The 12399-nt window shown below is 72.8% G+C and carries 9 protein-coding genes; all 9 read left to right on the plus strand.

Translation table 11 applies throughout. The features are described from left to right. Window positions 1-98: 98 nt before the first annotated feature. The gene (locus NQU55_RS16105) at window positions 99-1448 is read left to right on the plus strand and encodes an NHL repeat-containing protein (protein WP_256790760.1); all 1350 of its coding nucleotides are present in this window, start codon (window positions 99-101) and stop codon (window positions 1446-1448) included. Window positions 1449-1574: 126 nt separating this feature from the next. Then, window positions 1575-3116 (plus strand): hypothetical protein, encoded by a 1542-nt coding sequence (locus NQU55_RS16110; RefSeq protein WP_168095644.1) that lies wholly within the window; start codon window positions 1575-1577, stop codon window positions 3114-3116. A gap of 146 nt (window positions 3117-3262) precedes the next feature. Continuing rightward, window positions 3263-3688 (plus strand): hypothetical protein, encoded by a 426-nt coding sequence (locus NQU55_RS16115; RefSeq protein ID WP_168095643.1) that lies wholly within the window; start codon window positions 3263-3265, stop codon window positions 3686-3688. Next, window positions 3685-3852, plus strand: coding sequence for a DUF6760 family protein (locus NQU55_RS16120; protein ID WP_168095642.1), 168 nt, complete (start codon window positions 3685-3687; stop codon window positions 3850-3852). Before NQU55_RS16115 ends, NQU55_RS16120 begins: the two co-directional genes overlap by 4 nt. A gap of 2585 nt (window positions 3853-6437) precedes the next feature. Then, on the plus strand, window positions 6438-6869 hold the full coding sequence (locus tag NQU55_RS16125) for a phage tail protein (RefSeq protein WP_256790761.1): 432 nt from the start codon (window positions 6438-6440) through the stop codon (window positions 6867-6869). Between the two features lie 100 nt (window positions 6870-6969). Further along, window positions 6970-7731 (plus strand): CIS tube protein, encoded by a 762-nt coding sequence (locus NQU55_RS16130; protein ID WP_168096465.1) that lies wholly within the window; start codon window positions 6970-6972, stop codon window positions 7729-7731. Next, window positions 7728-9524 carry a VgrG-related protein gene (locus NQU55_RS16135; protein ID WP_168096464.1) on the plus strand — a complete coding sequence of 599 codons (1797 nt, stop codon included), beginning with the start codon at window positions 7728-7730 and terminating at the stop codon, window positions 9522-9524. The genes NQU55_RS16130 and NQU55_RS16135 overlap by 4 nt, the downstream gene beginning before the upstream one ends. Window positions 9525-9600: 76 nt before the next feature. Next, the gene (locus NQU55_RS16140) at window positions 9601-10008 is read left to right on the plus strand and encodes a GPW/gp25 family protein (protein WP_168096463.1); all 408 of its coding nucleotides are present in this window, start codon (window positions 9601-9603) and stop codon (window positions 10006-10008) included. Window positions 10009-10011: 3 nt separating this feature from the next. Continuing rightward, window positions 10012-12378 (plus strand): baseplate J/gp47 family protein, encoded by a 2367-nt coding sequence (locus NQU55_RS16145; RefSeq protein WP_256790762.1) that lies wholly within the window; start codon window positions 10012-10014, stop codon window positions 12376-12378. Window positions 12379-12399 lie beyond the last annotated feature (21 nt).

Genomic DNA, 12399 nt, shown 5'->3' on the forward strand with positions numbered 1-12399 from the left:
TGCGGCTGCCTCTTCGTCACACCTGCAACAGGTGTGCTCTGTCCTGTGCGCTGTCGATGAGTCCACGCGTCAATCAGAAGAACCGGACGGAGCGCGCTGTGACAGACGGCATTGTGGAGTACTCGCTCGGGCTCGGGACCACATTCGCACCGCACTCGGTGGGCGTCGGCAACGCCGGCAAACTCTGGGTCACCACGAGCAACACGGCCACCACGGGCAGTGGGTGTGTCGTCCGCGTCAATCCGCTGCGGCCGAGCGAGTTGGGTCGCGCGGACCATTCGCACATCCCCCGCCTCACCGCAGGGATCATCAAGGATCCGCTCGGCGCCGCCAAGGTGTGGTTCGCCGCACCGGCACCCCCCGCGCAGGAGGACCCGATCGTCTCGATGCTGACCACGGCGGGCTACCCTGTCACGTTCTATCCGCTGGAGGCCGACGCCAAGGCGGAGAGCATCGAGCTCGAGACGACGAAGGTCGGCGGCTCGGGCACGCCGGTCTACGAATACAGCCTGCTCTTCGCCGAACCCGTGCACAAGTACGTGGGCGTTCTGCCGATCACGCAGTCCGGCGCGGGCCAGGTCGAGAAGATGTCCGTCGAGCACAACACGTGGCTCTGGGACGTGGCCGTCAGCACCGACGTGGACGGGAAGACCCACACCTACTGGGTCACCGGCCAGACGAACAGCAACCCGTCCCGCACCATGAACGGCCTGTTCAGGCGCGCCCCCAGGCAGAACAACTGGGAACACATCCCCCTGCCCGGCGGGCCGGGGCAGAAGCCGTACTACGTGAAGGTCGACACGGAGGCGGTCTGGGTGACCGCCACCAATCCGAACCAGGTGCTCCGGCTCAACCTGAACACTCTCCGGTGGAAGGAGCGGAACCTGAACACCGCCATCCCCCAGGAGCTGACGTTCACGCCGAACGGCGAGGTCTGGGTCGCCTCCAGCGCGGGGATCCACATCTTCGACGGCCAGATGGAGGAAGAGGGAACCATCATCCACCTCCCCAACGGCGGCAAGGCCAAGGGGATCTGCGTCGGCAGCGACGGCAACATCTGGTACACGAATCCCGACCGGAAGACCCTGGGCAGGTACATCACCGGCCTCCCCGCGCTGGGGGCGCCCTCCCGCACGGGCCGGACCCAGGTGGTCTCCCACACCGAGACCGTGCTGCACGCCAAGGAGCACGTCGACGCTCCGCTGGTCGCCGAGTACGTCGCCGACGGCCGGCCGATCCCGGGCATTCCGCTCACCTGCCGCATCGAGGCGGAAGGCGCGACCTTCGACGACAACACCCGCGAGCGCGTGATCCTGACCGACCAGCGCGGCCGGGTCTGCCTGCCTCCCGTGTACGCCGGGGACACCGAGGAAGAGGCCATTCTGAGCGTCGGCCTCGGCGGCACCGAGCCGCACGCGACCACCAAGCTCCACGTCAGGCCGGCGTAGCACCTCTCGCGCTGCAGACGGGCCGCCGACCGACCCGTCTGCCGGTCCATTTCTTTCCCCGGAGGGAGCAGCAGAATGCCGTCCGACGTGACACCCCTCGTGACCCCCGTACCTCCCGTACCCCACGTGACATCCGCCGGCGACACCGACAAGGTCGCCCTTCAAGGCGCCCCCGTCGATCTGACGTGGAATGTCGAAGACCATCGTTTATGGTTCGTGACGGCCGAAGGCCGCATCGGGTATGCCGATCCCCGCGGCCACAGCAACATGCTCTTCCCTCCGGCCGTGGGCGTCACCGGCCGGGCGGACGCCCTTCTCGCCTGGCCGGGCCACGGCGTGTGGTCGTACGTCGCCGGGCAGAGCGAATCCGCCTTCATCCGGTGTGACCAGGACGGCAATTACCAGGTCCGGTCCGTGAGCGGAACGTCGCGGTGCCGGGCTCTGGCCATCGCTCAGGACGAGCGCGGCAGCAGCCTGATCGTCGCTCCGCTCGTGGACCGCAACCTCCTGGCCTTCCTGGAGCCCGGAGGCGTCGTCGAGACCTCCCAGGTCTACTCCGCCGGCCTGTACGGGATCGCCGTCGCGGAGCAGGACCCGACACGGCTGTGGCTCAGCTCCCCGGAGCGCCAGGCCCTGGTCACGTACGACATGGTCACGGGCCGGTTCTCCGAGCCCATCAGCGTCGGCGCCGAGGCGCAGGACCTGGCGATCAGTGCTGCCGGGGACGTCGTGTGGGTGGCCACCGCCGGAAACCGGCTCTACCGGTACAGCGTCCACGACCGACGGTTCGCACAGATGAACGTTCCCCACCCGGTGCACCGGCTCTTGGTGTCGGGTGACGGCACGCTCTGGTTCGCCAGCACCGAGGGGGACCAGATCGGATACGTCCTGCCGGGGGAGGGCACGGCGTCGGTGATCTCCACCGGCTCCCGGTCCCGCCCGTCGGGCCTCGCCCTGGCCGGGGACGGCGACCTGTGGGTGGCCCTGTCCGGGCAGAACGCTCTGCAACGGATCTCCCGGCACCGGCTGGCCGTGCAGTCCGGAGATCACCAGACCGCCGAGGTGGGTCAGCGGTTCCCCGAGCCGCTCGTCGTCAAGGCCACGCTGCTGGACGGAACGCCGGTGGCCAGGCAGCGGATCGAGTTCTCGGTGGAGGCGGGCTCCGCCGTCTTCGAGAACGGCAAGCCGGTCGAGATCCGCTACACCGGGGCCGGAGTCGAGGACCTCGGCGTGGCGACCAGCACGCTGCTCAAGGCGCTCAAGGAAGGGCCTTGCGTCGTCACTGCCCGCTGGACAGAGGGCGATGCCGTGGCCTCGTTCTCCCGTCTCGTCGTCACCCCGGAGAAGGGCGTCGCGGACCACGTCCGCTACGTGTCAGGAGCCGGGCAGACGGTTCCCGCGGGCAAGTCCTTCGACGAGCCGATGACGGTCGTCGTGGAGGACAAGAACGGCAACCCCGTCGAGGGCGCCGAGGTCACCTTCAAGATCCGTGGTGAGAACGTGGCCACGTTCCCGGGAGGGAAGGACACCGCCAAGGTGACGAGCGGGCCCGACGGCTCGGCCGCGTCGCCCGTGCTGACCGCCGGGGACAAGCCCGGAGTGTTCTCGGTGCGGGTGTGGGTCGCCAAGACCCCGGTGAGCCTGCTGCTCGACCAGACCATCGAGTGATGACGGCGGCAGCGCACCGAGCAGCGCACCCAATGGGTTGACTGAGAAAGGCTGAACGACCTCCCGGCTCCCGCCCCCCTCCCCGGGCGGGGGCCGGGCCCCACGGCCCCGCGCGGCCGCACTCCCGATGGAGGAACCGCACCACCATGCCCCAGAACGGATCGCACAACGCCGGATCGTACGACGCCGGATCCCCGCTGCGCACCGAGTTCGACTTCGAACTGCCCCACGGCTACGTGGACGCCGCCGGCACCGTCCACCGCCGCGGCGCCATGCGGCTCGCCACCGCCCGGGACGAGCTCTCCCCCCTGATCGACCAGCGCGTCCGGGAGAACCCCGCCTACCTCGGGGTCGTCCTCCTCAGCCTCGTCATCACCCGCCTCGGCACGGTGAGCGACATCCACGCCGGCGTCGTGGAAGGCCTCTTCGCCACGGACCTCGCCTACCTCCAGGACTTCTACCGGCGCATCAACGGCCTCGACTCCGGCCACGGCGCCGTCGCCTGCCCGTCCTGCGGCACCAGCTTCGCCGTACCGGGCGCGATGGCCGGTGAACGCCTGGGGGAAGCATGACGCACCCCGCGCAGCGGCTCCGGGAAGAGGTGGCGTACATCGCCTACCACTTCCACTGGGGGTACGCGGACCTCCTCTCCCTGACGCACGGGGAGCGGCGCGCCTGGGTGCGCGAGATCGCAGGGATCAACACCGCGCTCGCCGAGGGGCGGGGGGCGCGGTGAGGACGGCGGGGCGGTGGCGTCGGCGGGTTCGGGATCGCCGCTTACGTGAGGAGTCCGCCTTGGGCCAGGCGCCGGCCTCGGCCCCGGCCCCGGTTGTTGCGTCCTCCGCCGTACCCGAGCGGCCTCGTGGGGAGTGGCGGGCGGTGCCACCGGTCGGGCTAATACGGCTGCCGGTCCTGGGGGCTGGGGGCCCCGCCGCCTTCCGGGAGCAACTCGCGGCGTGGCGCCCGGCCCCGACCGTCACAACGGCCGGCTGCCTGCTGCCGCGCGCGGTGCCGCTGTCCGGCGCGGCGGCACGGGGGCCTCTTGCGGCCTTGCCGCGGATGGGCGGGGGCGGGGCGTATATCGCTCCGGCTCTGCCGTACGTACCGGTGGGCGACATGCCGTTGCCCCCTGCCGGCGGCTTGGGGGACGAGCCTGCGGTAGGTGGTCACGGCTCTCCTGAAGCTGCGCCGGTGCCCGCCTCCGAGGTACTGCCGGGGGCCGGGTGGCGCGGTGCACTGAGGTCGGCGGTGAACGCCTTGGGGGGCCGGAACCGGCGGCCGGATGCGCGGGGCGAGGGTGCCGGAGACGGCCGGGTGGCGGTGGCGGTTACGCCGGGCCCGGCTGACGACGGGGCCGGGGCACGGGCGGTCACCCACGCTGCGTTGGCGGTACGAGATGGGGATGTCGGTTCGGGACGAGGGACTGCCGGGAGCGGCCGCCACGGTCCCGAGGCGCGGTCCGTCGCGGTGCGTGCAGCGGGGGGTTCTGAGCTCCACCGGGGTCTCCGAGGAGGAGCCGACACGGTGCCGCCGGAGCCCTTACCCGGCGGCAGACCACATGAGGGAGCGGCCTTCGAGGGCGTGCCCGGACGGATCGGGAGGCCGGATCCTGACTTCGGTGCTCCTGCGGCGGCCCGCCCTGTCGACGACCCTGCCCATGCCACTCGGGAGCCGCTCCCCCTGCCCTCAACAGGGGTGGGCTCCGATGCAGGGCGGCCGGGAACGGGCTCTGTTCCACGTGGGCATGGGACCGGGCAGCCACCGGGTGTGGCATTCGGCCCACAGACGGGCCCGGTTGCAGATAGCGGCCTAGAGCCAGGCGTTGGGGCAGAGGCCGGTTTCAGCAATGGCGTCGGCCCGAGTTTCGGGCTTGTGCCTGGTGCCGGTGCCGTCCGTGGGCACGGGTCCGGAGAACTCTCTGGTGCGGCTCTCGGTGAGCCGACGGGTCCTGTTGCATGGAGCGGCCTGAGGCCGGGGGACGGGAGAGGCGCCTCACCAGCGGGGACTGTTGCCGGAGTCGGAGTCGGAGCCGGAGCCGGAGCCGGTTCCGAGCCGAGGGCCGGGGTGCAGCGGAACTTCGGCCACGGGGAGAGGACGGAGGCGTCGTCCGGCGTAGCGCCCGGCTTTCCGGCGCGCCGTGCCGCCGACACCCGCCGCGGCCCCGGCGTCCGGGGACAAGAGAACTCCGGCTCCAGCGCCGGGCCGGGGTTCATCCCTGTCTCCCCTGTCGCCGCGGAGGGCTTCGGGGCCGCATCCGGGGGGACGCTCGGTGCAGCACCCAGTGCGTCGGCCGGGTGGGTCGCAGGCACCGGTACCGGCCCCGGCGCAGCTGGGCTCCGTGCAGGGTCTGCCGACGCAGCCAGGCGCAACGGAGCCCCGGGGGCGGATTCGGGCTCGGCCGCTGCTGGGGCTGCGGCCGGTTTCGGTGGCCCTGGCGGGCCGGCATCGCGCTCAGGGCGGGACTCGGGAGCCGGGGCCGGTCCGCTCCCGTGGAGCCGTTCCGATGCAGGGACGACCGCTCCTGCCCCGGGCTTCCCCGCCGGCACCGGCCCGGAGGCGGGCCCTGGCCCGTCCGCAAGAGCCGCAACCGGCAACAGTCCTGGGTTCCTGGGCGGCGGCAGCAGCGCAAATTCCCTCCCCGTCGGCTCCGACTCCGCCCCGTTTCCCGCCACCGCTCCTGCCTTCCCGGCTGTTTCCGGGGCACAACACGCCGTACCCGGCCCGCACCATGCTCCCGGCGGCGCCCACCCGGCCCCCGCTGCCCGTAGCGATGGAAACGGGCCCGGATTCGGCGGCGGGTATGCCTGGATGCCCCTCGGTGACGCCCCCGGTGCCGCCGCGAGCTCCGGCCAGCGGAGCTCCGGCCGGCCTGCCGGTGACGGACGCCCGAGCGGCCCCGCCGCCCGGCGCCTGGGGATAGGCCGGCCCCTGCGGGAAGTACCCCGTACTGCCATGCCCCTCGCGTCCCCTCCGCCGGGCGCAGCCCCGGGCGCGGCGTCCCCGGGCAGTGGAGGAAGCAGCCACCCCGCCCCACCGTTCACGACCGCGCCTTCGCCCAGGCCTCCGGTCAGCACCCCCGCGCCCGTTCCCGCCCCAACCCCCCGCGACATCGCCCGTGAAGTAGTCCGCGCTCACGCGGGCCTCCTGGCCGAGGCCGTGCTTCCCGCCCTGGAGGCCTCGCCCCGCGCCCGGCGAGCGCAGCGATCCCGGTGGTCGGCGTACGACCAGCCCACTCCCGCCCCCGCCCCCTTTCCCTGGGGATCCGCCGATCCCCGCTAGCCACCCGCCGCCCCTGTCCCCGACCCGACGGAGACCCCGCACATGCTGGACCAGCCGTTCGCCGTCAGTTCCCACTTCCAGCTCGACATCGGCCTCCACGCGCTGGGCTCGTTCACCTCCTGTGACGGGGTGGGCTGTGCGATGGAGGTCGAGGAGCGCGTCGAGGGCGGGCTGAACGGGCACGTCTGGCAGCTGCCGACCCGCCTGCGCTACACGAACGTCGTGCTGACCCGGCCGCTGTCCCAGCAGACGGTCCTCATCTGGGCCTGGCTGCAGCAGCAGGTACGCGAGCCGGTGCGGCTGCCGGGGCAGCTCGTCGCGCTCGGACCGGACCGGCAGCCGATCGTGCGGTGGCTGCTGGACGGCGTACTGCCGGTGCGCTGGAGCGGGCCGACGTTCGACACGGACCAGTCGCAGCCGGCCCGGGAGACCTTGGAGATCACGCACAACGGATTCCTGGGGATCACGATCTGAGCCGGACCCAGCCGATTCCGGCGCACCTCCAGACCATCGCCCATCCACCTCCAGCCCATCCACCTCCAGCCCATCCCCGGCCCGTCCCCGAGAGGACCGCATGCTGTCCGAGCTGCTGGGAGGCGCCCCCGTACGGGCCGCCCTCGTGATCTACGATCCCCCGACCGGCACCGGCAACACGCCCGGTCCCGAACGCGGGCGCGTCCGGCTGCACTTCAACCCGGACCGCGTCCAGGTGGGCAAGCAGGCCCGTTGGGACCGCAGCCGTTCGCCGTCCAACGGGGAGGCGGCTCAGGCCCAGTTCGTAGGGGCCCAGCCGCGGACGATGACGCTGGAAGTGTTCCTCGACGCGGGGGACTTCCGTTCCAGCGTGCAGGACCAGGTCGAGAAGCTGCTCGACTGCTGCGCTCCCACCTCCGCGAGCACCACGGCCAAGCCGGCCTCCGCGCCGTGGGTGCGGCTGGAGTGGGGCCGTTCGCGGACGACGGCGTTCCTGGCGCTGGTGACACAGGTCGACGCGACGTACACGCGCTTCGGGCACGACGGCGTGCCGCTGCGTGCCTCCTGCAACGTCTCTCTGGAGGAGGTGGGTGGTTCGTCGCCACGGCAGAACCCGACCTCCGGAGCGGACGGACCGGTGGCCACGCACCGGATGGTCGCGGGCGACACCCTCGCCGGGCTGGCCTGGCAGGCGTACGGGGACGCCACCCGCTGGCGGGCCATCGCCCGCGCCAACGCCGTCGACGACCCCTCCCGGGTGCCGCCGGGCACCGTACTGGTGCTGCCGGTCCTGGAGGAGCGGACCCGGTACGCGACCGAGTACCGGCCCGCGGGGGAGCGCACCGCGGGAGGCCCCGCGTGACGCAGCGGATGTACGCGGCGGAGCCGGTGATCGCCTTCGGCTCGGTCCTGCAGGAGCTGTGGGCCGACCGGCTCGTGGAGGCCGTGGTCGACACCGCCGTGGGCGCACCGGCCCGGGCCCGCCTGCGGTTCCGGGATCCGGGCAACCGGCTCCTGGCGGCGGCCGGCATCAAGGTCGGTTCGCCGCTGACGGTGTCCGTGGCCGCCGCCCGCCGCCGCGCCCGCGCCGAGATCTTCGACGGGGAGGTCACCGCGCTGGAGACCGAGGTGGACAGCGACGGCACCTTCACGACCGTACGGGCTACGGATCGCGGCCACCGGCTGATGCGGGGGCGGCGCGTGGCCGCTTACGTCGACACGACTGTCGCCGAGGTCGCGGAGGCGGCCGCGGGCCGGCACGGGCTGAAGACCGGCACCATCGACGCGGAACGGACCCGGATCGAGCACCTCGCCCAGCCCAACCTGACCGACTGGGAGCTCCTCACCCACCTGGCCGACCAGCGCGGACTGCGCCTGTCGGTCAAGGGCAGCACCGTCCACATGACCCGCCCCGCGGCCGCGAGCAGCGCCCCCGCACCCACCACGGGAGCGGACCGCAGCCCGTACGTCCTCCAGTACGGGATGAACCTGATGGCGCTGCAGGCCGCGGTGTCCTCCGAGGGGCAGGTCGCCGACGTGGAGGTCCGCGGCTGGGACCCCGGGACCAAGGCGGCGCTGTCCGCCACCGCGAGCGCGGGCCGCAGCGAGCGGCTGAGCCTGGGCGTCACTCCCGCGCAGCTCGGCGGCGCGTTCGGCGGTGGGCCGTCGGGGCTGCTGGTCAGCGGCCGTCCCTACACCGCCGCGCAGCAGGTGGACGTCGCGGCCCGCGGGGTGGCGGAGGAGGCGGCCGCCGCGATGGCGCGGCTCTCCGCCGAGGCCGCGGGCACCCCGGAGCTGCGGGCCGGGGTGCCCATCGCGCTGGCCGGGGTGGGCGAGCCCTTCACCGGCAAGTACACGGTCACCGCCTGCCGGCACGTCTTCGACGGCGAACAGGGCTACCGCACCCACGTCCACGTCGGCCCGCTGCCCCCGCCCGTCGTGCCCTACCCGCCGCCCCTGTGCGGGCTCGGCGTCGCGGTGGGCGTGGTGACCGACACCAAGGAACCGGGCCAGGGCCAGCGCGGCGCCGTACGGCTGCGCCTGCCGTGGCTCTCCCAGGACTACGTGACCGACTGGGTCCGTACCGTCCAGTGGGGCGGGACCGACGGCGGGGGCGTCTTCGCGCCGGAGGCCGGGGACGAAGTCCTCGTCGGCTTCGAACACGGGCGCCTGGACCGGCCGTACGTCATCGGCGGCCTCTACAACGGCGTGGACGCCCCCACCGACCACGGTCTGCCGCTCGTCGACGCCGACACCGGGCGCGCCAACCGCCGCTCGCTGGCCTCCCGCACCGGGGACCGCCTCGAACTGCTCAGCGCCACCGACGGGCCCCAGGGCGTCCGGCTCCTGACCGGCGACGGCAAGCTCACCACGCACCTCGACCGGAAGGACACCACGATCGCCTTCGCGGCCGGGGAGGGCGAGAAGACCGTACGGGTCTCGCTCGACGGGCGCGGCGACGGCACCCTCACCATCGACGCGGGCGAGGCGGGCAGCGTGATCGTCACGGCCGGCACCGTCACCGTCAAGGCGGAGGGGAGCGGCGGGGGAGAGCTGCGGCTCGAAGGCGCCACCGTCACCGTCGAGAGCAAGGGCACGCTCAAGCTCAACGGCAAGAGCACGACCATCACGGGCGACACCGTGGACATCAACTGACACCAACTGACACCAACTGACACCAACTGACTTTAACTGGCATCAACTGACGTACCGACCACCGGGAGGACGGACCGTGGACATCATCGGCGCGGGGTGGGCCTTCCCCGCCGTCATCACCGGTACGGGGCGGGTCGGCCTCGCGCGCGGCAGCGACGACGTGGAGCAGGCCGTCCGCATCATCCTGTCCACCGCGCCCGGCGAGCGGCCCATGCGCCCGGAATTCGGCTGCGGCATCCACCGGCTCGTCTTCGACTCGCTCGACGCCACCACCGTCGCCCGCGCCGACGTGGAGGTGCGCCAGGCCCTGGACCGGTGGGAGCCGCGCATCGAGGTCGACGACCTTCTCTTCAGCACGGACTCCGAGGACACGGGCGTGCTCTACATCGACATCCGCTACCGGCTGCGGGCCACCAACGAACCCCGCAACCTCGTCTTCCCCTTCTACACCCTGCCCGGCGAATCCGAATCCCCGGATGAGTGACCCATGTCCATCTCCCTGCCCACCCCCGGACCGGGCAGCGCCTCCGCTCCCGTCTCTGCGTCCTCCGGTTTCGCCTCCGTGTCCGCGTCCGCGTCCGTGCCCGAGCCGGATGCGGCAGGCGCCGCGACCGACCCGGCGGACCCGTCCGGCCTTCCCGTTCCCGACCTCGACGACCTGCGCTTCCAGCCGCTCGTCGACGCCGCCAAGCGCGCCCTCCCGGAGCGCGTACCGGAGTGGACCGACCACAACGTGTCCGACCCCGGCGTCACCCTGATCGAAGCCTGCGCCGAGCGCACCGACCAGCTCTCGTACCGCATCGACCGGATGACGGACCGGCAGCGGTCCGCGATGTTCCGGCTCATGGGGATCACGCCGCTGCCCGCTTCTCCGGCACGTACCGTCGTCGAGTTCTCGCGGGAAGGCGCCCTCCCCTCCCTCGCGATTCCCGAGGGCACGGAGATCCGGACCGGTGACGGCGAGGACGCCGTCGTCATGCGCACGCTGGCTCCGCTGACCCTCGCGGAGGGGCAGCCGTCCGGGTGCGTCGAGGCCGTCGAACAGCCCGTCACACACAACGAGGTGCTGGGAATCGCCGACGGCGCCCCGGGGGGCCGGTTCGCGACGTCGCAGCGCCCCTGGAGGTCCGGGGCACCCGTCGCGGCCCCGCCGTTCGGGCCGCCGCTCACGGTCTGGGTGGATCGCACGGAATGGGAGCCCGTACAGACCTTCGCCGAGGCCGGACCACGCACCCCGGCCTACTGGTGGGACGACGCCGCGTGCGAAGTCGTCTTCGGGCCGCGGGTTCCGGCGGCAAGCGGCAGCGTGCAGCACGGGGACGTACCACCGGCCGGCGCCGCGATCAGCGCCGAGTACACCGCCTACCGGGGCGGCAAGGGCGGCGTCCCCGCCGGTACGCCCCTCACGGTTGCGTCCCCCGACGAGCTGACCGCCGCCGTCCGCACGGTGCTCGCTCCCGCGCAGGACGCTGAGGATTGGCGCCAGGCGCTGGAGCGGGCCGGGCTCGGCCTGGCCCCCCTGCGGCGCGCGGTCACCGCGGCCGACCACGAGCAGCTGATCGAGGAGCACGTCGACGGCCTGGCCCGGGTGCGGGTGACGGCGCTGACGCGCCCCACCGACTCCCGCGTGCCGGAGGCGTTCGACGTACCGCAACGCCCTGTCGAGGTCCTCGCCTGCGCGGTCGCCGCCCGGAATCCGAGCCGGGCCGTGCACTACTACGACGACAACGGCACCATCAGGGCCCGCTCGCTGCCCCTGCGGATGCCGGACATGGAGGACATCGGCGCGCCCGCGCCCCCTCCGGCTGGAGAGACCGACGACGTGCCCGCCGAAGTCCAGCAGGCCAAGTGCCTGAACGCCGTCATCCGCGTCGGCGAATCACTGTCGACGCTCCCGGCGCTCCGGGCGCTCCGGGCCGAACAGCACCCGAGGCTCTGGTTCTACGGGCAGCACTGCCTATGGGACGGCGGGGCCGGGCCGCGTGAGATCCGCTTGGAGTTCCCCGGCCTGCCGGACGCCTTCCGCGCCGACCTCGACGAGGTGGCCGTGCTCGCCGACCCCGGGACACCCGATGCCTACGAACTGTTCTTCTTCAAGGGCGAGACCTTCTACCACCGCGCCTACACCGTCGGCCCCGGCGGCCGGGGATTCCTGCCCCGGCCGGACAGCAGAGGCGTGACGTCACGCATCTCGGAGGCGTTCCCCGGGCTCTCCCCGCAGTGCCAGGACACCCCGGACGCGGTGGCCGTCGTCGACGGCGTCTTCTTCTTCATGAAGGGAACGCGGACCGAACCCGCCCTCTGGCGCTCCGAGGACGCCCTCCTGCACGTCCTCCTCGTTCCGCGCACGGAAGCCGACCCCGAACGGAAGCCGACCGCCGGGGAATTCGGGATTCCCCCGGACGTCCTCACACGGGTGAGCGCCGTCGCCGACGCCTCACGACTGCTCGGCGAGCGCCTCGGCGTGGGCCCTCCCCGCTACCACTCGTTCGGCGTCACCGCCACGGTCCGTCCGTGGAGCAGCACGGAGGAGGACGAGGCACGGGCCCGGCAGGCCGCCGAACGGGCCCTGCGTCGCTTCTTCCACCCCACGGCCGGAGGGCCGGACGGGCGGGGCTGGCCGTGGGGCCGCCGCGTCCACGTGGGCGACGTCTTCACCGCACTGGAACCGCTCCCGGAGCTCCGCGGCACACTCGCCGTCGGCCTCACCCTGCCCCCTTCACAGGGGCATGAGGACGATGAGGACATCGACGACGACGGCGGCGGCCGGCCCGTCACGTCCGTCGAGGTCTCCGACGGCGGCCTCGTGCTGCTCGACGGCGTGGACATCACCGTCGCCCGCCCGGAGGACTGACCTCCCGAGGACTGACCCCCG

The organism is Streptomyces telluris (assembly GCF_024519335.1).
Lineage (GTDB): Bacteria > Actinomycetota > Actinomycetes > Streptomycetales > Streptomycetaceae > Streptomyces > Streptomyces telluris.

Bases quoted from the DNA above. Each gene is read 5' to 3' on its own strand.
- NQU55_RS16115 (WP_168095643.1), top strand. From the start codon at position 3,263: ATGCCCCAGAACGGATCGCACAACGCCGGATCGTACGACGCCGGATCC.
- NQU55_RS16120 (WP_168095642.1), top strand. From the start codon at position 3,685: ATGACGCACCCCGCGCAGCGGCTCCGGGAAGAGGTGGCGTACATCGCC.
- NQU55_RS16125 (WP_256790761.1), top strand. From the start codon at position 6,438: ATGCTGGACCAGCCGTTCGCCGTCAGTTCCCACTTCCAGCTCGACATC.
- NQU55_RS16130 (WP_168096465.1), top strand. From the start codon at position 6,970: ATGCTGTCCGAGCTGCTGGGAGGCGCCCCCGTACGGGCCGCCCTCGTG.
- NQU55_RS16145 (WP_256790762.1), top strand. From the start codon at position 10,012: ATGTCCATCTCCCTGCCCACCCCCGGACCGGGCAGCGCCTCCGCTCCC.